This is a genomic window from Stenotrophomonas sp. ZAC14A_NAIMI4_1 (assembly GCF_003086915.1).
Lineage (GTDB): Bacteria > Pseudomonadota > Gammaproteobacteria > Xanthomonadales > Xanthomonadaceae > Stenotrophomonas.
In genome coordinates this window covers 1,545,211-1,566,207 of record NZ_CP026002.1, presented here as the reverse complement: position 1 = coordinate 1,566,207, position 20,997 = coordinate 1,545,211, and the positions used below count along the sequence as shown (strand labels likewise).

Genomic DNA, 20,997 nt, shown 5'->3' with positions numbered 1-20,997 from the left:
CGCCGGGCCATGCCCGGGGGCACCCCTTATGCAATCCTGGGAGCGCCGGGCCATGCCCGGCGGCACCCCAGCAGGTGCGTGCGATAATCAGACTCCACGGCCCATTCCCACGCTGATGCCCGCCTCCGTCTCCATCGCCGTCTGCACCTACAACGGTGAGCGCTTCCTGCAGGCGCAGCTCGACAGCCTGCTGGCGCAGACCCACCGGCCGCAGCAGATCGTGATCCGCGACGACGTTTCCTCCGATGGCACGCTGGCGCTGCTGCAGGCCTTCGTACCGCGTGCGGAAGCCGCAGGCATCGCCGTGGACCTGCAGGTGAACCCGCAGAACGTCGGCTACCGGCGCAACTTCGATGGCGCACTGCGCGCCTGCACCGGCGAGATCATTTTCCTGTGCGACCAGGACGACGTCTGGCATGCCGACAAGCTCGCCCGCTTCTGCGCCGCGTTCGATGCACGGCCTGGCCTGCGTGTCCTGCACTGCAATGCGCGATTGATCGATGAAGCGGGCCAGCCGATGCCACAGACCCTGTTCGCCGCACTGCGTTACGGGGCCAGGCAACAGGCGCGGATGCATGCAGGCGATGGCCTGCGCGTGCTGCTCAAGCGCAAGCGGATCACCGGCGCGGCAATGGCATTGCACCGGTCGGTGCTGGACGACGCGCTTCCGCTGCCGACGTCGGACTGGGTGCATGACGCCTGGATCGGCACGCTGGCCGCCATGCGTGGCGAGATCGACAGCCTTGCCGAGCCCCTCATCGACTACCGCCTGCACAGCAACAACCAGCTGGGGCTGGGCGGCAACGATGCCACCCCGCGCGCGGTGCAACGCAAGCGCCAACTGGACAGCGAACGAGTGGAATGCGGCCTGTTGCTGGAGCGCGCCCGCGCCCGCGGCCTTCCCGCCGGCCCGATGGCCTGGGTCGAGCGCAAGCAGCGCCATATCACCGTGCGCGCCCAGCTGCCGGCTTCGCGCCTGCAGCGCATCCCGGCGGTGATCAGTGAATTGCTGCGTGGCAACTATGGCCACTTCGGCCGTGGCCTGCTGTCGGCCTGCATCGATCTGCTGCGCGCCTGACCTGTCGGTGCACGATCAGCGGGGCTGGATCCAGCGGAATGTCAGGTTGATGCGTTCGCCCTGCACCCGTGCCATCTTCGGCAGCGCGTGCTGGTAGAAGCGCTGGGTGCTGCCGCCCATCAGCAGCAGGTCGCCATGGCCCAGCAGGAATTCAGCCTTGCGCGTGGTGTCCTCGCGCCGCCGCAGCAGGAACCGGCGCGCCGCGCCCAGGCTGAGCGAGGCGATGAGCGGGGATGGCCCCAGTTCCGGCTCGTCATCGCTGTGCCAGCCCATGTAGTCGCCACCGCTGCGGTAGCGGTTGACCAGCACGCTGTTGAAGGCACCGATGCCCTGCCCCTGCAGCCTTTCGCGCAGCACCTGCAGCCGCAACGGCCACGGCTGCGGCACGAACTCGGCCCCCGAATAGCGGTAGCGCGCCTGCGGGTCACCGATCCAGCAGCTCAGCCGTGGCGAATCCACCCAGCGGCCGAACATGCGGATGCGATGCACCTCCCAGGGCAGTTCCGACTGCAGGGCCGACAGTAGTGCATCGGCGGCGGTGGCCGGCAGCCAGCCGGGCAGGTGCTGGACGTCGGCGTCGGGCAGGTCAGGGGCAAACAGCATCGCGCTCGTCCTCATGCGCGGGGCGGCAGACGCGCCCCGCGCGCGGCCACTCAGGCACGCCGGAACGGCACGCCGGTCTTTTCCTTCAGTTCGTCATCGCCGACACCCGGCGCGGCTTCGACCAGCAGCAGGCCGTCGTCGGTCACGTCGAACACGGCCAGGTCGGTGATGATGCGGTCGACCACGCCGACGCCGGTCAGCGGCAGCGAGCATTCGGCCAGGAGCTTGTGCTCGCCGTTCTTCGCGGTGTGCTCCATCAGCACCACCACGCGCTGCACGCCGGCCACCAGGTCCATGGCGCCGCCCATGCCCTTGACCATCTTGCCGGGCACCATCCAGTTGGCCAGGTCACCCTTGTCGGTCACCTGCATGGCGCCGAGGATGGCCAGGTTGACGTGGCCGCCGCGGATCATCGCGAAGCTGTCATGGCTGCCGAAGTAGCTGGCACCGGCACGCGCGGTGACGGTCTGCTTGCCGGCGTTGATCAGGTCCGCGTCCACTTCGGCGTCGGTCGGGAACGGGCCGATGCCAAGCAGGCCGTTCTCCGACTGCAGCCACACGTCCACGCCTTCGGGGATGTGGTTGGCCACCAGGGTCGGCAGGCCGATGCCCAGGTTCACGTAGGCGCCATCGGTCAGTTCGCGGGCGGCGCGTGCCGCCATCTCGTCACGGGTCCACGCCATGTCAGTTGCCCTCCGCGCGGATGGTGCGCTGTTCGATGCGTTTCTCGGGGTGCGGGTTGTGCACGATGCGGTGCACGTAGATGCCCGGCAGGTGCACCTGGTCCGGATCGATGGCGCCCACCGGCACCACCTCTTCCACTTCCACGATGCAGACCTTGCCGGCCATCGCGCAGGCCGGGTTGAAGTTGCGCGCGGTCTTGCGGAACACCAGGTTGCCCGCCTCGTCGGCCTTCCAGGCCTTGACCAGGGCGACGTCGGCGCGCAGCGCGGTTTCCATCACGTAGTGCTTGCCGTCGAACTCGCGGGTTTCCTTGCCTTCGGCCACCACGGTGCCGTAGCCGGTGGCGGTGAAGAACGCCGGGATGCCCGCACCGCCGGCCCGCAGGCGCTCGGCCAGGGTGCCCTGCGGGTTGAACTCCAGCTCCAGCTCACCGGCCAGGAACTGCCGTTCGAATTCCTTGTTCTCGCCCACGTAGGACGAAATCATCTTCTTGATCTGCCGCGTCTCCAGCAGCTGGCCGAGGCCGAAGCCATCCACGCCGGCATTGTTGGAGATCACGGTCAGGCCCTTGGCACCGCTGTCGCGCAGGGCGGCGATCAGCGCCTCGGGAATGCCGCACAGGCCGAAGCCGCCCACGGCCAGGGTCTGGCCATCGGCGATGACGCCCTGCAGGGCCTCCGCCGCCGAAGCGAAGCGCTTGCTGCGCTTGCCGCTGGAAGTTGCGTGTTCCATTTCTACAGCCCTACGGGGGAAGAATGATCGCATTCTAGCCGGACCCCGCCGATGGGCTGGGATGCGCCGCAGCATTGACCGTCTACTTGGCGCGGTCCCGCTAGAATGAAGGATTGCAGTTGGTTGACGCTGGTCGCTGATGACAATGCCCATCCCCTACGATGACCAGGACCTGTTCCGCTGGTTTGATGAAGTTACGCTCGGCCGCAGCGAGCAGTGCATAGGCGGGGTCCGCAACCTGCAACGCCACGGTGACCTGCTCATCGCCGACGTGCAGGGTTCGGCCCGACACCCTTACAGCGTCGAAATCGACCTGGGGGCCAGCACCCGCACGCCTCGCAGCCGATTGCAGGGTGACTGCTCATGCCCGGTAGCCCGCAACTGCAAGCACGTTGCTGCCGCACTGGTGGTCTACCTGCTGGACGATCACATCCATGTCTCTGTGGGTCCTCCGGCCGGTGGAGATGATGAGGACGACGAGGCTCTGGCATCGGCCTTCAACGGCCCCCCTCGCCCGGAGCTGCTGGCCGAACTCTCCCGCTGGCAGAGCAGGCGCAGCCTTCCAGCCAAGCCCCGCAGAAATGGCGTCATCTTCGATCTCTCGACATCCGGCCATCGGCCCTACGTGGTGATGCGAAAGGTCGATTACCGCCCCAATGGCACCCTCAGCATAGGCAAGTGGGTGGATATCAGCGCCGAGATGCTGCTCAATCCGCCGGGCTACCTCACTCCGTCCGATATCTCGGTGATCGCCCAGCTGTGGGCTGAGCGCCACGCGACGACTGCCGGGCCGCGCATCGACATCAATGCCACGCTGCAGCTCATCATCGACAGCGGCCACGGCTGGGTCTCGGGCCAGCGTCATGAACGTGTGCCTGCCCGTCATGGTGCTGCGCGGCGCGGGACGCTGGGCTGGCGCGTCGAGGACGTGGAAGACACCCCCTTGTCCACACCGACGCTGCAGGTGGAGGGCGATGCCGAAGGCCTGGTCATGGGCAGCGCCGCAGGCTACCTGGACCCCATCACAGGTGAGGTGGGCCCACTGCTGCTGGATGTGAAAACCGAGGACGCCGATTTCTTCCTGGGCCTGCCCCACCTGATGCCCAGTGAAGCGCCCGTGGTGGCACAGATGCTGCAGCAGATGGACCCGGCGCTGCCCCGCCCCAACACGCACGATGGACTGCCTACCCTGCAGATCAGCACCATGACACCGGTGCTGCGCCTGCACAGTTTCGAGTTCCGGCCAGCCTGGCTCAACCGTCGCGACCCCTCGCACTGGTCGGATTTCGCCACGGTCGCCTTCGAGTACGACGACCACGTGCGCTTCCTGGACAACCCGAGCGTGTTCGTCCACGACGCCAACGGAGATCTGGCGCTGCTGCCGCGTGATCCAGTCGAGGAAGCGCGCCGTGAGCGCGAGCTGCGCACCTTCCATCTTCATCGCGACATGGCGCCACGGGCAGCCCTGCACGACGCCGGGCCGCAGTTCCTGCTGCGCAGCTACAACTGGACCCAGCTGCTGCTGCAGGACGTGCCGCAGCTGGAAGCGCTTGGCTGGAGAGTGGAGGTAGATGACGATTTCCGTCACCGCATCACCCTGGTGGAGGACATTGATCTCGACATCCAGCCCAGTACGTCGGAAGACGGCTGGTTCGATCTGGGCCTGGACATCCAGGTCGATGGCCGCACGCTGCCGCTGGCTCCACTGCTGCACACCGTGCTGCAGAAGGATCCGCGCTGGCTACGCGGACAGATCGACGCTATCGATGACGATGAGAACGTGATGCTGTCAGCCAGCAACAACACCCACGTGGCCATCAAGGCGGCGCGGCTGAAGCCGGTCATCGCCCTGCTGGCGGATCTGTTCACGCAACGCGACGCACCTTTGCGGGTCTCGGCGCGTGATCGTGGCCGCCTGCGCGCCCTGCAGGACGACGCCCGCCTGCAGTTCAAGGGCAACCAGGACACCCGTGCACTGGTGCAACGCCTGTTGCAGACCCCTGCCCTGGAGGAAGTCGTCCCCCCGGCCGGCCTGGCCGCCTCACTCCGACCCTACCAGCTGCAGGGCCTGGCGTGGCTGCAGTACCTGCGGCAGCAGGATCTGGGCGGCGTACTGGCCGATGACATGGGCCTGGGCAAGACCCTGCAGACTCTGGCCCACATCCTGCTGGAAAAGGAACAGGCCCGGCTACAGCAGCCGGCGCTGGTGGTGGTGCCTACCTCACTGCTGCACAACTGGGCCAGTGAAGCAGCCCGCTTTACCCCCGATCTACGCGTGCTGGTCCTGCACGGCACCGACCGTGCCACCCGCTTTGACCGCATCGGCGAACACGATCTGGTGCTGACCACCTACCCGCTGGTATGGCGCGACGAAGAGGCACTGCTGGCACACGACTATCACCTGTTGATCCTCGACGAAGCCCAGCAGGTCAAGAACGCGAAATCGAAGGCCGCCATTACCCTGCGCACGCTGCACGCGCGCCATCGCTTGTGCCTGACCGGTACGCCGCTGGAGAACCATCTGGGCGAGCTGTGGGCGCAGTTCGATTTCCTGTTGCCCGGCCTGCTGGGCAGCGAGAAGCAGTTCAACCAGCATTGGCGCCACCCCATCGAACGCGGCAGCGACCCGCAACGCGCGCACCTGCTCGCCCAGCGCCTGCGCCCGTTCATGCTGCGCCGGCGCAAGGACCAGGTGGCCGCGGAACTGCCGCCGAAGACCGAGATCACCCGCACGGTGGCGCTGGAAGGCGCACAGCGCGATCTGTACGAAACCGTGCGTGCATCGATGGAAGCCAAGGTTCGTGAAGCCGTGGCCGCGCAGGGCCTGGGACGCAGCCACATCCTGGTGCTGGACGCCTTGTTGAAACTGCGCCAGGTCTGCTGCGACCCGCGCCTGCTGCCCGGCGATACCGGCAAGCGCAGTGCGCCCTCGGCCAAACTGGACCTGCTGCGCGACATGCTGCCGGAGATGGTTGAAGAAGGCCGGCGCATCCTGCTGTTCTCGCAGTTCACCAGCATGCTGGCGCTTATCGCGCAGGCGCTGGATGAGATGGGGCTGGCCTACGTGCAGCTGACCGGGGACACCCAGGATCGGGCAACGCCGGTGCAACGCTTCATGGCGGGCAAGGTACCGATCTTCCTCATCAGCCTGAAGGCGGGCGGAGTTGGCCTGAACCTGACCGCGGCAGACACCGTCATCCACTTTGACCCCTGGTGGAACCCGGCTGCCGAACGACAGGCGACCGATCGCGCCCACCGCATCGGCCAGGAGCACCCGGTCTTCGTCTACCGGCTGATCGCCGCCGGCAGCATCGAAGAACGCATTGCCGAACTGCAGCAGCGCAAGGCAGCGCTGGCCGAGTCCATCATTGAAGGTGGAAGTGCCAGCGGCCCGCGCTTCAGCGACGACGATCTGGAGGCACTGCTGGCGCCACTGCCGGGGGGGGTGCCGAAGGGCAAGCGGGGGCGGCCGCCGCGCGCCTGAGGCGCCGGCCGGTCAGGTGCCATTGCGGCATGGAAACGATTCCCATACAGGGCTGGCGGTACAATCACGGGCTGTGCCCACAATGGACCCGATCGATGCCCCTGCCCGCCTTCAAGGCCTATGACATCCGCGGCCGCGTGCCGGAAGAACTGAACGAAGACCTCGCCCGCCGCATCGGCGTGGCCCTGGCCGCTCAGCTCGCGCCGGGCCCGGTGGTCCTGGGACATGACGTCCGCCTGACCAGCCCGGCCCTGCAGGACGCGCTCGCCTCCGGCCTGCGCGGCGTCGGCCGCGAAGTGATCGACATCGGCCTGTGCGGCACCGAAGAAGTCTATTTCCAGACCGACCACCTGGGCGCCGCGGGCGGCGTGATGGTGACCGCCAGCCACAACCCGATGGACTACAACGGGATGAAGCTGGTCAAGGAAAACGCACGGCCGATCAGCTCCGACACCGGCCTGTTCGCGATCTCCGACGCCGTGGCCGCCGATACCGGCAGCGCGCAGCCGGCGAGTGCAGCGCAGACCGCGCGCCACGACAAGAGCGCCTACATCGACCACCTGCTCAGCTACGTGGACGCCAGCAAGCTCAAGCCGCTGAAGCTGGTGGTCAACGCCGGCAACGGCGGTGCCGGCGCCATCGTCGACCTGCTGGCGCCGCACCTGCCGCTGGAATTCATCCGCATCTGCCATGAACCCGATGGCAACTTCCCCAACGGCATCCCCAACCCGCTGCTGCCGGAAAACCGCGCCGCCACCGCCGAGGCCGTGCGCGAACACGGTGCCGACTTCGGCATCGCCTGGGACGGCGATTTCGACCGCTGCTTCTTCTTCGACCACAGCGGCCGCTTCATCGAGGGCTACTACCTGGTCGGCCTGCTGGCCAAGGCCATCCTCGCCCGCCAGCCGGGCGGCAAGGTCGTGCACGACCCGCGCCTGGTCTGGAACACGGTGGAAATGGTCGAAGCGGCCGGCGGCGTGCCGGTGCTGTGCAAGAGCGGCCACGCCTTCATCAAGGAAAAGATGCGCGCCGAAGATGCCGTGTATGGCGGCGAGATGAGCGCCCACCACTACTTCCGCGAATTCGCCTACGCCGACTCCGGCATGATCCCGTGGCTGCTGATCGCCCAGCTGGTGTCCGAAAGCGGCCGCTCGCTGGCCGACTGGGTGGAGGACCGCATGGCCGCCTATCCCTGCAGCGGCGAGATCAACTTCAAGGTGGCCGATGCCAAGGCCGCCGTCGCGCGCGTGATGGAGCACTTCGCCGCACAGGCGCCGGCGCTGGACCACACCGATGGCATCAGCGCCGATTTCGGCGACTGGCGCTTCAACCTGCGCAGCTCCAACACCGAGCCGCTGCTGCGCCTGAATGTCGAAGCCCGCGGTGATGCAGCGCTGATGCAGGCGCGCACCGACGAAATCTCCCACCTCCTTCAGCAGTAACCAAGGAAGACCATGAGCATCATCCAGCCCGTCATTCTCTCCGGTGGCTCCGGCACCCGCTTGTGGCCGCTGTCGCGTGAGTCCTACCCGAAGCAGTTCCTGCCGCTGGCCGGTGACCTGACCATGCTGCAGGCAACCTGGCAGCGGGTCGCGCCCATCGCCAGCCGTGGCCCGCTGGTGATCGCCAACGAGGAACACCGCTTCGTCGCCGCCGAACAGCTGCACCAGGTCGGCGCCGAACCGGCGGCGATCATCCTCGAGCCGATGGGCCGCAACACCGCGCCGGCCATCGCCGTGGCAGCGCTGGAAGCGACCCGTGACGGCGCCGATGCGCTGCTGCTGGTGCTGCCTTCGGACCACGTGATCACCGATGAAGCGACCTTCCGCAGCGTCGTCCAGGCCGCCGCGAGTGCGGCCGAGTCGGGCAAGCTGGTGACCTTCGGCATCGTGCCCACGGGCCCGGAAACCGGCTATGGCTACATCAAGGCCGCCGATGGCCAGGGCCTGCGCGCGGTCGAACGCTTCGTCGAGAAGCCCGACCTGGACACCGCCACCGGTTACGTGGCCAGCGGCCAGTACTACTGGAACAGCGGCATGTTCCTGTTCAAGGCCTCGCGCTACCTGCAGGAACTGGAACGCTTCCAGCCGGAGATGCTGGCCGGCAGCCGCAGCGCCTGGCAGCAGGCCCGCCGCGATGCCGACTTCACCCGCCTGGACAAGGATGCCTTCGCCGCCGTCACCTCCGATTCCATCGATTACGCGGTGATGGAAAAGACCGCCGATGCGGTGGTGATCCCGCTTGATGCGGGCTGGAACGATGTCGGTTCGTGGACCGCGCTCCGCGATGTCTCGCAGCAGGATGGCGACGGCAACGCCCACCAGGGGGATGTGATCGCCATCGACTGCCGCAACACCTACGCCTATGGCCAGCGCCTGGTGGCGATGGTCGGCCTGGACGATGTGATCGTGGTGGAGACCGACGATGCGGTGCTGGTCGGCAAGGCCGACCGCATGCAGGAGGTCAAGGCGGTGGTGTCGCAGCTGAAAACCGAAGGCCGCAGCGAAGCGACCTGGCACCGCAAGGTCTACCGTCCGTGGGGTGCCTACGATTCGATCGACAATGGTGACCGCTTCCAGGTGAAGCGGATCACGGTCAAGCCCGGCGGCACGCTCAGCCTGCAGATGCACCACCATCGCGCCGAACACTGGATCGTGGTCAGCGGCACCGCCGAGGTCACCCGCGGCGACGAGGTGCTCCTGCTGAGCGAGAACCAGAGCACCTACATCCCGCTCGGCGTGACCCACCGCCTGCGCAATCCGGGCAAGCTGCCGCTGGAACTGATCGAAGTGCAGTCGGGCAGCTACCTGGGCGAAGACGATATCGTCCGCTTCGAGGACACCTACGGGCGCAGCTGAGCCGCGCCCGCATCAGGCGGAGTGCAGGCCCCGCCTACGGAGCACCGGCGCCATCTTCTGGCGCCGGTCCCGCGCGGTGTCCCGGCAGGACCTGGCGCAGCAGGGGATCATCCAGGCGCTGCTTCAGGTTTTCCGCATCGGGGTAAGGCAACACGAAGCCGTCGCCCTGCGGTGCCCGCAGGTCCTCACCGGCCAGATGGCGTTGCACGTTGTCCTGCTGCAACCGCGCGTCGGCAGTGAACTGCTGCAGCTTGCCGGCATCCTTGCTGGCCCGGCCCAGCAGTGGCCAGGCCACCACGATTGCGAACAGGACCACGACCGTGCGGGTGGCAAGGCGCAGCCGCGCCCCCTGGCCGGCTTCGCCCCACAGCCGGATGGCGAACCACGCACTGGCAAACAGCCCGGGAACGAACAGTTCGGTATAGCGGGACATCGGCGCCCGCATGTCGTGACCACGGCCATAGGCGATGGCCAGCGCCTGCAGCGCGGACCAGACGCACAGCCCGGCCATCACCAGATCGGCAGGCGTCGCCCGGCGGCGGACCAGCATCCGGCCGATCATCACCAGTGCGGGCAGCCAGATGATCGGCGCGAATGCGCCCGAACGCATCGGCCATGCCAGCACGCGGACGGCCGCGCCGGCGAATTCGCCGACACCCTGCGCCCGCAGGGCCGCATGGGCCTCGATCACCGGCACCCATGCGTAGGCGGCGATGGCGACGACCGCCAGCAGCGCGGTCGCGCACAGCGCCGGAGCGCGACGCCCCGGCAGGCAGAGACAGGCCATGATGCAGGTCGCGCCTGTCGCCACGGCGGTCAGCAGGCCTGACGCCATGGTGGCGCAGGCAAACACGCTCAACGCCACCGCGCCAGCCAGGGCGGCAATGCTCTGGTGATGGCGGGCCACCAGCGCAATGGCCACGATGCTGGACAGGATCAGGAAGTAGAACTGCGACTGGAAGCCGACCAGGAAGTTCTCCCACGCGAACGGCAGTACCGACAGCAGCACCGCCAGCGGCGGCAACCAGCGACGCGCCGCGACACCCGCATCGCGCAGGGCGTGCCAGGTCAGCAGCCCGGGGATGAAGCAGAAAACGACAGCAGCGATCCGTGCTTCGTGGACGTTGTTCCACTCGCCGGTGGCCGCATACGACAGCAGCGTGACCAGGCGCGTGGGCAGGATGCGATGTTCGTTGTGCGGCGAGACCAGCATCTGCCACTGCAGTGAACCCTGCAGCCATGGCTTGAGTGCACTCGCCCACTCGCCGTCCCACTGGTCCATGTAGGGCATCGGCGTAGCGAAGTACTGCACGTACAGCAGCCTCGCCAGCAGGGCCAGGGCAGCTACGCCCATCGCGAGTGTGAGCGGCGACATTCCACGCGGTGCGCGGAGGGTGGAACGGGGCAGATCCATGGGGCGTCCTTGCAGGTGCGAGCGCAGCGATATCCACGCGCTGCGCGGAATGATCCTGCCGCGCATGGTAGTCCAGAAGCACGGACGCCGCCGACGTGCAGTCGCGGTGCGGAGGGTGGATGCACATACCACGGCATCCGCAAACGCAGAAGCCCGGCCAGGGCCGGGCTTCTGTCTGCCACGAGGTGCGGGCGCCGATCAGAGTTCGGCGATGACCCGCTGCAGGCCTTCCTGCCACGTCGGCAGCGTGATGCTGAAATCCTGCTGCAGCCGGCGGTTGTCCAGCACCGACCAGGCCGGACGCTTGGCCGGTGTCGGATATTCGGAACTGGGAATGGCGACCACCTCCGGTACTTTGGCCAGCACGCCGCGGGCCAACGCTTCGGCGAAGATCGCCTCGGCAAAGCCGTGCCAGCTGGTCTGGCCACTGGCGGTCAGGTGCCAGGTGCCCGACAGCTGCCCCGGGTGCTGCAGCGCCTGCGCAGTGGCATCGGCGATCAGCGCGGCCGGGGTCGGCGTGCCGATCTGGTCGGCCACCACCCGCAGCTGGTCGCGCTCGGCGCCCACCCGCAGCATCGTGCGCAGGAAATTGGCACCGTGCGAGGCATACACCCACGCCGTGCGGAAGATCAGGTGACGGCCACCGGCGGCGCGCACGGCGTCTTCGCCATCCCGCTTGCTGGTGCCGTACACGCCCAGCGGCGCGGTCGCTTCGTCTTCGCCGTAGGGCGCATTGCCCTGGCCATCGAACACGTAGTCGGTGGAGTAATGCACGAACGGCACGCCGTGCGCCGCACACCAGCGCGCGATCACGCCCGGCGCCTGCGCATTGGCCGCAAACGCGGCGTCCACGTCCTGCTCGGCGCGGTCCACGGCCGTGTAGGCCGCAGCGTTGACCACCACCGACGGCTGCAGGCGATCGAGCAGTGCCGGCAGGCTGTCAGGCTGGTCGAAGTCGGCCACCTCGCACGCACGGCCATCGGGCAACTGGCCGCTGCGGGTCGTGGCCACCACCGGCCCCAGCGGGGCCAGCGCGCGCAGCAGCTCCTGGCCGACCTGGCCGTTGCCGCCGAAGACCAGCACGGTCATGGCGCGCCCTGTGCAGCGACGTAGACCGGCAGGCGGTCTTCGGCGATGTCCTTCAGGAAGGGCGCGTTCTCGTCCTTGGCCGACAGGGTCGGCGCACTCACCGGCCAGTCCACGGCGATGTCGGCATCATTCCAGCGCACGCCGGCATCGAAGTCCTTCAGGTAGACCTCGGTGCACAGGTAGCTGAACACCGCACGCTCGGACAGCACGGCAAAACCGTGGGCGAACCCTTCCGGTATCCAGAACTGCTTCTTGTTCTCCGCGCTCAGCACCACCGCTTCCCACTGGCCGAACGTCGGCGAGCCACGGCGGATGTCGACGGCCACGTCATAGACCTCGCCTTCCAGCACGCTGACCAGCTTGCCCTGCGGGCGCGGCCACTGGTAATGCAGGCCACGCAGCACGCCCTGCGCCGAGGTGGACACGTTGCTCTGCACGAAACGGTCCGGCAGGCCCAGCGCAGCAAAGCGCTCGGCATTCCAGGTTTCGAAGAAATAACCACGCGCGTCGCCGAACACGGCCGGCTCGATCACCACGCAGCCGGGCAACTTGGTTTCAATCACTTTCACGGAACGACTCCACGCAGGGCAAGTGTGTGCAGGTATTGGCCGTAGCCATTCTTGATCAACGGGGCGGCCAGCGCCTCCAGCTGTTCGGCGTTGATCCAGCCCTGGCCGAAGGCGATTTCCTCGGGGCAGCACACCTGCAGGCCCTGGCGGGTCTGGATGGTCTCGATGAAATTGGAGGCTTCCAGCAGGGACTGGTGGGTACCGGTATCGAGCCAGGCATAACCACGGCCGAGCGCTTCCAGATGCAGCTGGCCCTCGGCCAGGTAGCGCTTGTTGAGATCGGTGATCTCCAGCTCGCCACGCGGCGACGGCTTCAGTTCGGCGGCATGGTCGCTTGCATTGCCGTCGTAGAAGTACAGGCCGGTCACCGCATAGTTGGAACGCGGCTTCTCCGGCTTCTCCACCAGGTCGATGACCTTGCCGGCCTGGTCGAACTCGGCCACGCCGTAGCGCTCCGGATCGTTCACCCAGTAGCCGAACACGGTCGAGCCGTCCACGCGCTGGTCGGCACGCTTGAGCACCTCGCGCAGGCCGTGGCCGTGGAAGATGTTGTCACCCAGCACCAGGCAGCTCGGCTTGCCGGCCACGAAATCGCGGCCGATCAGGTAGGCCTGCGCCAGCCCGTCCGGGCTCGGCTGCACGGCGTACTGGATGTCCATGCCCCACTGCGAACCGTCGCCCAGCAGCTGCTGGAACAACGCCTGTTCGTGCGGGGTGTTGATGATCAGCACTTCGCGGATGCCCGCCAGCATCAGCACGCTGAGCGGGTAATAGATCATCGGCTTGTCGTACACCGGCAGCAGCTGCTTGCTGACGCCCTTGGTGATCGGATAGAGCCGGGTGCCGGAACCGCCGGCGAGGATGATGCCCTTGCGCTGGGTCATGTCGTCTCCTGGGTTCAGGCCGCAGTGCCGATGCGCTGCAGGCGGTAGCTGCCGTCCAGCACGCCGTTGACCCATTCCTGGTTGTCCAGGTACCAGTCGACGGTGAAGGCGATGCCCTGTTCGAAGGTGTAGGCCGGTTCCCAGCCCAGGTCGTTCTTCAGCTTCGACGCATCGATCGCGTAGCGGCGGTCATGGCCCGGGCGATCAGCCACGTAGGTGATCTGGCTGCTGCGCGGCTGGCCATCCTCACGCGGGCGGCGTGCATCGAGCAGCGCGCAGATCGCCTGCACCACTTCGATGTTCTGCTTTTCCGAATTGCCGCCGACGTTGTAGGTCTCGCCGACCTGGCCCTTGGCCAGCACGGTGCGGATCGCTTCGCAATGGTCGGTGACGAACAGCCAGTCACGCACCTGCTTGCCATCGCCGTACACCGGCAGCGGCTCGCCGGCCAGCGCCTTGGCGATCACCAGCGGGATCAGCTTTTCAGGGAAGTGGTACGGACCGTAATTGTTGGAACAGTTGGTGGTCAGCACCGGCAGCCCGTAGGTGTGGTGGAACGCACGCACCAGGTGGTCCGAGGCGGCCTTGGACGCCGAGTACGGCGAGTTGGGCGCGTACGGGGTGGTCTCGCTGAACTTGCCGGTCTCGCCGAGGGTGCCGTACACCTCGTCGGTGGACACATGCAGGAAGCGGAACGCCGCGCCCTGCTCGGCCGGCAGCCCCTTCCAATGGTCGCGCACGGCTTCCAGCAGGCCCAGAGTGCCCACCACGTTGGTCTGGATGAAGGCGCCCGGGCCGTCGATGGAACGGTCGACGTGGCTTTCGGCGGCGAAATTCAGCACCGCGTCGGGCCGGTGCTCGGCCAGCAGGCGGGCAACCAGGCTGCTGTCACCGATGTCACCCTGCACGAACACGTGGTTCGGGTTGCCGTCCAAGCTGGACAGGGTCTTCAGGTTGCCGGCATAGGTCAGCACGTCGAGATTGACGACCTTGATGCCGCGGGCGACTGCTTCGAGAACGAAGTTACCGCCAATGAATCCGGCGCCGCCGGTGACAAGCCATGTGGCCACTACCTGTTCTCCTGTTATCGAAATCATTCGTGGGAGCGCTCTGAGGCGCCCCGGCACAGCGCGACAGCATACAGCGCCACTGCCTTCACGACTGCGTGCAGGACGTGAACAACGAGGGTCCGGCGAGGCATTTTTTGCGGCAATGCAGCAAACCATACGCATTCGCATGGTTACCCCAAGCCAGCTAGAATCGGGATCCCACCCCCGAACCGGTTGCTGTGCGAGGACCGGACGTTTCCCGTTACTGTGAGCCGGCCAGCGGCCGGCACTACAAGGATCGAGTACCAGATGAAAATCCTCGTCGCGTACAAGCGCGTGGTGGACTACAACGTCCGCATTCAGGTCAAGCCGGACGGCTCCGGCGTGGTCACCGACGGCGTCAAGCTGTCCCCCAACCCCTTCGATGAAATCGCCCTGGAAGAAGCCCTGCGCCTGCGCGACAAGGGCATCGCGACCGAAGTGGTGGTCGCCACCATCGCCCCGGCGGATGCCCAGGCGCACCTGCGCAATGGCCTGGCCATGGGCGCAAACCGTGCCATCCACGTCGTTACCGACCAGGCCATCCAGCCGCTGACCGCAGCCCGCACCCTGCTCAAGCTGGTCGAGAAGGAACAGCCGGACCTGGTGATCCTCGGCAAGCAGGCCATCGACGACGATGCCAACCAGACCGGCCAGATGCTGGCCACGCTGTGGGGCCGCCCGCAGGCGACCTTCGCCAGCAAGCTGAATATTGCCGACGGCAAGGCCACGGTCACCCGCGAGGTCGATGCCGGCCTGGAAACGCTGGAAGTGGACCTGCCGGCCGTGGTCACCACCGACCTGCGCCTGAACGAGCCGCGCTTCATCAAGCTGCCCGACATCATGAAGGCCAAGGCCAAGCCGCTGGAGACCCTGCAGCTGGCCGACCTCGGCGTTGAAGCCGCCGATACCTTCAAGACCACCCAGTACGCCGCGCCGTCCAAGCGCAGCAAGGGCGTGATGGTCAAGGACGCGGCCGAACTGGTTGCCGCACTCAAGCAGAAGGGGCTGCTGTAATGAGCAAGATTCTCGTCATCGCCGAACACCACGACGGCAAGCTCAACGCCGCCACCGCCAAGACCGTCAGCGCCGCCGCCGCCATCAGCGGTGCCAGCATCGACGTGCTGGTGCTGGCCGCCGACCCGGCCGCTGTCGCCACTGAAGCGGCGAAGATCGCCGGCGTCGCCAAGGTCCTGACCGTGGCCAACGCCGCCAACGCGCAGGCCATCGCCCAGGTACTGGCACCGCAGATCGCGCAGCTGGCCAAGGGCTACAGCCACGTGTTCGGCCCGTCCACCACCTTCGGCAAGGACCTGATGCCGTGCGTTGCCGCCCTGCTGGGCGTCAACCAGGTGTCCGACCTGATGGCCGTGGAAGGCAGCCACACCTTCAAGCGCCCGATCTACGCCGGCAACGCCATCATCACCGTCGAAGCGCCGGCCGACCAGATCGTGGTCGCCACCGTGCGCGCCGCATCGTGGCCGGAAGCCGCCCAGGGTGGCAGCGCCGCCGTTGAAGCGGCCAGCGTCGATGCCGCCCTGCCGGCACACACCCGCTTCGTCGGCCTGGCCGCCGGTGCCAGCGACCGCCCTGACCTGCAGAGCGCCAAGCGCGTGGTCTCCGGTGGCCGTGGCGTCGGTTCGGAAGAGAACTTCAAGGTCATCTTCCAGCTGGCCGACAAGCTCGGTGCCGCCGTCGGTGCCTCGCGCGCCGCGGTCGATGCCGGCTACGTGCCCAGCGACCTGCAGGTCGGCCAGACCGGCAAGATCATCGCGCCGGAACTGTACGTGGCCGTCGGCATCAGCGGTGCCATCCAGCACCTGACCGGCATCAAGGATGCCGGCACGATCGTGGCCATCAACAAGGACGCGGATTCGCCGATCTTCGAGATCGCCGACATCGGCCTGGTCGGGGATCTGTTTGCGATCCTGCCGGAGCTGGAAAAGGCCCTGTAATGGCCAACCGTCGCCCTCCGGTGCCGGTTCAGCCGGCACGCGGGGGGCGTGCGGGCCTCTGGGTCGCCGCCATTGCAGTGATCTATGTGGCGGCACTGTGGTACCTCGATCGCGACAGGAACATCTTGTCGCAATTGGCCAAAATGGCGGCGCCGCTGTCGGCCTGCGCCGTCCTCGTCCTGCTCAGCTATGCGTGCCGGTACCAGCGCTGGCGCAGCGTACTGGCGGCACAGGGGCATCCCGTGCACGCCTGGTGGCAGGGGCTGCTCGCCTACCTCGCTGGTTTCGCGTTCACGGCATCGCCCGGCAAGGCCGGTGAACTGCTGCGTATCCGCTATTTCAACTGGCAGGGCATCCCGCCCCGGGCCACGTTGACGACATTCATCTTCGAACGGGCCTGCGACCTGCTGGTCATCACCCTGCTGTCGATTGCAGCAGCCACCCTGGTTCCGGCGTTCGGCCTGCTGGCGCTGATCATCCTGGTGCTGCTGCTGGCATTGCTCGCGCTTGGCTGCTGGCCACCGTTGGCGGGGTTCGCACGCGGGCTGGCCGCGCGCCTGCCCGGCGCACCGGTGCGGCGGGCAGCAGGCTTCCTGGTCGACGGGGGAACCGCGCTGGGCCCCCTGCTGCGGGTCCGCCTGCTGCTGGGCAGCCTGGGCTGGGGCAGCGTGGCCTGGCTGCTGACAGCGGCGGCGTTTGCATGGCTGTGCCACAGCGCGGGCATCACCTTGCCAGCGCACCTGCTGCTGGGCATCTACCCGATGGCGATGCTGATCGGCGCCCTGTCCTTCGTGCCCGGCGGCGTCGGCACGACCGAAGCGGCCATCGTGCTGATGCTGGTGGCCTGCGGCGTCGGCGCGGACGCCGCACTGGCCATCGCCATCGGCATCCGCCTGGCCAGCCTGTGGCTGGCGGTGCTGGTGGGCATGCTGGCCATGGCAACGCTGGAATCGCGCGCACTGTCGCCTGCAACCGGGCGCTGATGCGTGTACTGACCCGGTCACCACCTTCATTTATCATCCATTCGGTCAACGGCGAAATACAAGGTTCAGCAATGCAACATTCCGATGCAGTCCACCCCGGAGCATTCACGCCGTGACGGCCTCCAACCGCCCGCTCTGCGTCGACCTTGACGGCACCCTGCTGCGCTCGGACATCCTTTACGAGTCCCTGCTGGCCCTGCTTTCGAACAACCCGCTGTACATTTTCCTGGTGCCCTTCTGGCTGCTGCGTGGCAAGGCCTACGTGAAGCGCCAGCTGGCCTCGCGCGTGCAGTTGCCGGCCGAGACGCTGCCGTACGACGAGCGCGTGCTGGAGATCCTGCGCACCACCACGCAGCGCCCGCGCGTGCTGTGCACCGCGTCGGACCGGCTGCTGGTGCAGCCCATCGCCGACCACCTCGGCCTGTTCGAGGAGGTGATGGCCAGCGATGGCCAGACCAACCTGTCCGGCAGCAACAAGGGCCAGGCGCTGGCCGCGCGCTTCGGCGAACGCGGCTTCGACTACATGGGCAACGGCCAGGTCGACCTGAAGGTGTGGGCGCATGCCGGCGGCGCGATCGTGGTCAACAACGGTGCCGGGCTCGCCAGCGCGGCGGCGAAGCAGACCGAGGTGCTGGCCCACCTGCCTTCGCAGAACGGCGGCCTGATCACCTGGATCAAGGCCCTGCGCATCTACCAGTGGCTGAAGAACCTGCTGGTGCTGGTGCCGCTGCTGACGGCGCACCGGTTCTTCGACATCGCCTCGATCATCGACGCGGGCACGGCGTTCCTCGCCTTCGGCCTGTGTGCATCGGGCGTCTACCTGCTCAACGACCTGCTCGACCTGACCCCGGACCGCATGCACCCGCGCAAGCGCAAGCGTCCGTTCGCGGCCGGCACGCTGCCGTTGCTGCATGGCCTGCTGGTGGCGCCGCTGATCACCCTGGCCGGCTTCGCGCTGGCCCTGGCCTGCAGCCCGGCCTTCGCCGGCGTGCTGCTGTGCTACTACGTGATGACGCTGAGCTATTCGCTCAAGCTCAAGCGCATCGTGATGATCGACGTGGTGCTGCTGGCCGCGCTGTACACCGTGCGCATCATCGGCGGTGCGGTGGCGATCAATTCCGAACTGTCGTTCTGGCTGCTGGCCTTCTCGATGTTCGTGTTCCTCAGCCTGGCCATGCTCAAGCGCTATACCGAACTGGCATCGGCGCTGGCCAGCGGCAAGGAAATGGCGATCGGCCGTGGCTATTCCGTGGCCGACCTGCCCCTGGTGCAGTCGCTGGGTGCCGCCGCCGGCTACATCGGCGTGATGGTGTTTGCCCTGTACATCAACAGCCCGGAAAGCCTTGAGCTGTACAGCAACCCCAAGCTGCTGTGGCTGCTGTGCCCGATCCTGCTGTACTGGATCAGCCGGATGTGGATCGTCTCCCACCGCGGCGACATGCATGACGATCCCATCGTGTTCGCGGCCATGGACCGTGGCAGCCAGGTCGTCATCGGCCTGTGCGTGCTGATCGTGCTGATCGCAATATGAGTGCAGCGCCCGGCCAGTCCTGGGGACGCTACCCGCGGGTCGAGCAGCGCATCATCCCGGTGCTCGACCGCGCGTCGGTACTGCCGTTGCCGCCGGAAGGCGGCACGGTGCTTCCGCATGGCAATGGCCGCAGCTACGGCGACAGCTGCCTCAACCCGGACGCGTCGCTACTGGCCAGCCGCGCCCTGGACCGCTTCATCGGCTTCGACCCGGGCACCGGCATCGTGCGCTGCGAGGCAGGGGTCACCCTGGCCGAGATCCTCGACATCGCCCTGCCCAGTGGCTGGTTCCTGCCGGTCACGCCCGGTACCCGCTACGCCACCGTGGGCGGGGCCATCGGCAACGACGTCCACGGCAAGAACCACCATCGCGCCGGCACCTTCGGCCACCACGTGCGCTGCCTGGAACTGCTGCGCAGCGATGGCGCCCGCCAGCAGCTCACCCCCGCCGATGACAGCGGCCTGTTCGCCGCCACCGTCGGCGGTCTCGGCCTGACCGGATTCATCACCTGGGTCGAACTGCAGCTGCGGCGCGTACCCGGGCCGTGGATCGAAACCGAATCGATCCGCTTCGACAACCTGGACGCCTTCTTCGAGCTGTCGCGCGCATCGGCCAGCGACTTCGAATACACCGTCGCCTGGATCGACTGCCTGGCCAGCGGGCCGAACCTCGGCCGCGGCCACTTCCTGCGTGGCGACCATGCGCCGGGCGATGCACGAGCCGCCACGCCCAGCGCGGCTCCGCGCCGCAGCATGCCCATCGTACCGCCGGTATCGCTGGTCAATCCGCTCACCCTGCGCCCGTTCAACACGCTCTACTACTGGCGCCAGCCCGCACGGCGTGCCCGCCACCTGGCGCACTACCAGAGCTACTTCTACCCGCTGGACGGCATCAACCACTGGAACCGCATGTATGGCCCGCGCGGTTTCCTGCAGCACCAGTGCGTCCTGCCGCCCGCCGTCGCCCGCGATGCCACCGCCGCCCTGCTGGCGGAGATCGCGCGCAGCGGACGCGGCTCGTTCCTGGCCGTGCTGAAGGAGTTCGGCGACCGCCCCTCGCCGGGCCTGCTGTCGTTCCCGCGCCCGGGTACCACCCTGGCCCTGGATTTCCCCAACGACGGCCCGGAACTGCTGAAGATGCTTGACCGCCTGGACCGCATCGTCAGCGAGGCCGGTGGCGCCGTCTATCCGGCCAAGGACGCGCGCATGTCCGGCGCGCTGTTCCGCCAGGCCTACCCGGCCTGGGAAGAATTCTCCCGCTTCATCGACCCCCGATTCTCATCCGGCTTCTGGCGCCGGGTGATGGAGTAAGCATGCAGAAGATCCTGATCATCGGCGCCACCTCGGCCATCGCCGAATCCGTCGCGCGCCTGTACGCCGGGCGCGCCGCCGCGCTCTACCTGGTGGGCCGCAGTGCCGGCAAGCTGGATGCCATCGCCGCCGACCTGCGCGTGCGTGGCGCCCCGCACGTGCATACCGGCGTGCTGGACGTGAACGACCTGTCCGCACACGGCGCGCTGCTGGACGATGCCTGGTCGGCCCTGGGTGGCGTGGATACCGTGCTCATCGCCCACGGCACGCTGCCGGACCAGGCCGCCTGCGATGCGTCGGTGGAGCTGTCGCTGCGCGAGTTCGCCACCAACGGTACGTCCACGATTGCGCTGGCGGCCGCCCTGGCCCAGCGCCTGCAGTCCGGCGCCAGCCTGGCGGTCATCTCCTCGGTGGCCGGCGATCGCGGCCGCGCCAGCAACTACCTCTATGGCAGCGCCAAGGCGGCCGTGACCGCCTATCTGAGCGGTCTGGGCCAGCGCCTGCGCCCGGCCGGCGTCAACGTGCTGGTCATCAAGCCGGGCTTCGTCGATACGCCGATGACGGCCGCCTTCAAGAAGGGCGCGCTGTGGGCGACGCCGGACAAGGTGGCCGCCGGCATCCTCAAGGCCATCGGCAAGCGCAAGGCCGTGGCCTACCTGCCCGGTTTCTGGTGGGCGATCATGATGATCATCAAGAACATTCCCGAATTCGTCTTCCGCAGGATCAAGCTCTGAC

18 protein-coding genes are annotated in these 20,997 nt (G+C 67.4%); 10 read left to right on the top strand and 8 right to left on the bottom strand.

From position 1 onward, the window contains the following. Positions 1–115 precede the first annotated feature (115 nt). Positions 116–1,078, top strand: coding sequence for a glycosyltransferase family 2 protein (locus tag C1926_RS07245; protein ID WP_108745929.1), 963 nt, complete (start codon positions 116–118; stop codon positions 1,076–1,078). Positions 1,079–1,093: 15 nt separating this feature from the next. Here the strand turns inward: C1926_RS07245 and C1926_RS07240 are convergent, their stop codons facing one another. Genes C1926_RS07240 through C1926_RS07230 form a run of 3 tightly spaced genes read right to left on the bottom strand, consistent with a single transcriptional unit; the run spans position 1,094 to position 3,097 of the window. Continuing rightward, positions 1,094–1,681, bottom strand: coding sequence for an alpha-ketoglutarate-dependent dioxygenase AlkB (locus tag C1926_RS07240; RefSeq protein ID WP_108758741.1), 588 nt, complete (start codon positions 1,679–1,681; stop codon positions 1,094–1,096). Positions 1,682–1,731: 50 nt separating this feature from the next. After that, positions 1,732–2,364 carry a CoA transferase subunit B gene (locus C1926_RS07235; protein WP_108758740.1) on the bottom strand — a complete coding sequence of 211 codons (633 nt, stop codon included), beginning with the start codon at positions 2,362–2,364 and terminating at the stop codon, positions 1,732–1,734. A gap of 1 nt (position 2,365) precedes the next feature. Continuing rightward, positions 2,366–3,097: a CoA transferase subunit A gene (locus C1926_RS07230; RefSeq protein WP_108758739.1), complete on the bottom strand. Its 732-nt coding sequence runs from the start codon at positions 3,095–3,097 to the stop codon at positions 2,366–2,368. A gap of 145 nt (positions 3,098–3,242) precedes the next feature. Here C1926_RS07230 and C1926_RS07225 point away from each other — a divergent pair, with 145 nt between their 5' ends. From C1926_RS07225 to C1926_RS07215, 3 genes are all read left to right on the top strand, one after another. Then, positions 3,243–6,581 carry a DEAD/DEAH box helicase gene (locus C1926_RS07225; protein ID WP_108758738.1) on the top strand — a complete coding sequence of 1,113 codons (3,339 nt, stop codon included), beginning with the start codon at positions 3,243–3,245 and terminating at the stop codon, positions 6,579–6,581. Between the two features lie 95 nt (positions 6,582–6,676). After that, positions 6,677–8,023 carry a phosphomannomutase gene (locus C1926_RS07220; protein WP_108758737.1) on the top strand — a complete coding sequence of 449 codons (1,347 nt, stop codon included), beginning with the start codon at positions 6,677–6,679 and terminating at the stop codon, positions 8,021–8,023. 12 nt (positions 8,024–8,035) lie between these two features. Then, positions 8,036–9,439, top strand: coding sequence for a mannose-1-phosphate guanylyltransferase/mannose-6-phosphate isomerase (locus tag C1926_RS07215; RefSeq protein ID WP_108758736.1), 1,404 nt, complete (start codon positions 8,036–8,038; stop codon positions 9,437–9,439). A 34-nt stretch (positions 9,440–9,473) separates the two neighbouring features. Here the strand turns inward: C1926_RS07215 and C1926_RS07210 are convergent, their stop codons facing one another. The 5 genes from C1926_RS07210 to rfbB all read right to left on the bottom strand — a co-directional run bounded on the left by C1926_RS07210 (position 9,474) and on the right by rfbB (position 14,465). Then, complete coding sequence (locus tag C1926_RS07210; protein WP_159095047.1) at positions 9,474–10,853, bottom strand: hypothetical protein; 1,380 nt, start codon at positions 10,851–10,853, stop codon at positions 9,474–9,476. 198 nt (positions 10,854–11,051) lie between these two features. Beyond that, entirely contained in the window at positions 11,052–11,942 is an 891-nt protein-coding gene (rfbD, locus tag C1926_RS07205; RefSeq protein ID WP_108758734.1) for a dTDP-4-dehydrorhamnose reductase, read from the bottom strand. Then, positions 11,939–12,511 (bottom strand): dTDP-4-dehydrorhamnose 3,5-epimerase, encoded by a 573-nt coding sequence (gene rfbC, locus C1926_RS07200; RefSeq protein ID WP_079220551.1) that lies wholly within the window; start codon positions 12,509–12,511, stop codon positions 11,939–11,941. Before rfbC ends, rfbD begins: the two co-directional genes overlap by 4 nt. Continuing rightward, entirely contained in the window at positions 12,508–13,395 is an 888-nt protein-coding gene (gene rfbA, locus C1926_RS07195) for a glucose-1-phosphate thymidylyltransferase RfbA (protein ID WP_108758733.1), read from the bottom strand. The genes rfbC and rfbA overlap by 4 nt, the downstream gene beginning before the upstream one ends. A 14-nt stretch (positions 13,396–13,409) precedes the next feature. Continuing rightward, entirely contained in the window at positions 13,410–14,465 is a 1,056-nt protein-coding gene (gene rfbB / locus C1926_RS07190; RefSeq protein ID WP_108758732.1) for a dTDP-glucose 4,6-dehydratase, read from the bottom strand. Between the two features lie 288 nt (positions 14,466–14,753). Here rfbB and C1926_RS07185 point away from each other — a divergent pair, with 288 nt between their 5' ends. The 6 genes from C1926_RS07185 (at position 14,754) to C1926_RS07160 (ending at position 20,996) form a co-directional block, all read left to right on the top strand. Beyond that, a complete protein-coding gene (locus tag C1926_RS07185; RefSeq protein ID WP_108758731.1) occupies positions 14,754–15,500 on the top strand; it encodes an electron transfer flavoprotein subunit beta/FixA family protein in 747 nt (248 codons plus the stop codon). After that, positions 15,500–16,438, top strand: coding sequence for an electron transfer flavoprotein subunit alpha/FixB family protein (locus C1926_RS07180; protein ID WP_079220548.1), 939 nt, complete (start codon positions 15,500–15,502; stop codon positions 16,436–16,438). Before C1926_RS07185 ends, C1926_RS07180 begins: the two co-directional genes overlap by 1 nt. Beyond that, positions 16,438–17,421: a lysylphosphatidylglycerol synthase transmembrane domain-containing protein gene (locus C1926_RS07175; RefSeq protein WP_108758730.1), complete on the top strand. Its 984-nt coding sequence runs from the start codon at positions 16,438–16,440 to the stop codon at positions 17,419–17,421. Before C1926_RS07180 ends, C1926_RS07175 begins: the two co-directional genes overlap by 1 nt. Before the next feature lie 112 nt (positions 17,422–17,533). Further along, positions 17,534–18,952, top strand: a complete 1,419-nt coding sequence (locus C1926_RS07170; RefSeq protein ID WP_108758729.1) for a UbiA family prenyltransferase — start codon at positions 17,534–17,536, stop codon at positions 18,950–18,952. Continuing rightward, positions 18,949–20,262 carry an FAD-binding oxidoreductase gene (locus C1926_RS07165; RefSeq protein ID WP_108758728.1) on the top strand — a complete coding sequence of 438 codons (1,314 nt, stop codon included), beginning with the start codon at positions 18,949–18,951 and terminating at the stop codon, positions 20,260–20,262. The genes C1926_RS07170 and C1926_RS07165 overlap by 4 nt, the downstream gene beginning before the upstream one ends. A 2-nt stretch (positions 20,263–20,264) precedes the next feature. After that, positions 20,265–20,996, top strand: coding sequence for an SDR family oxidoreductase (locus C1926_RS07160; protein WP_108745924.1), 732 nt, complete (start codon positions 20,265–20,267; stop codon positions 20,994–20,996). The last annotated feature ends 1 nt before the right edge of the window (position 20,997 follow it).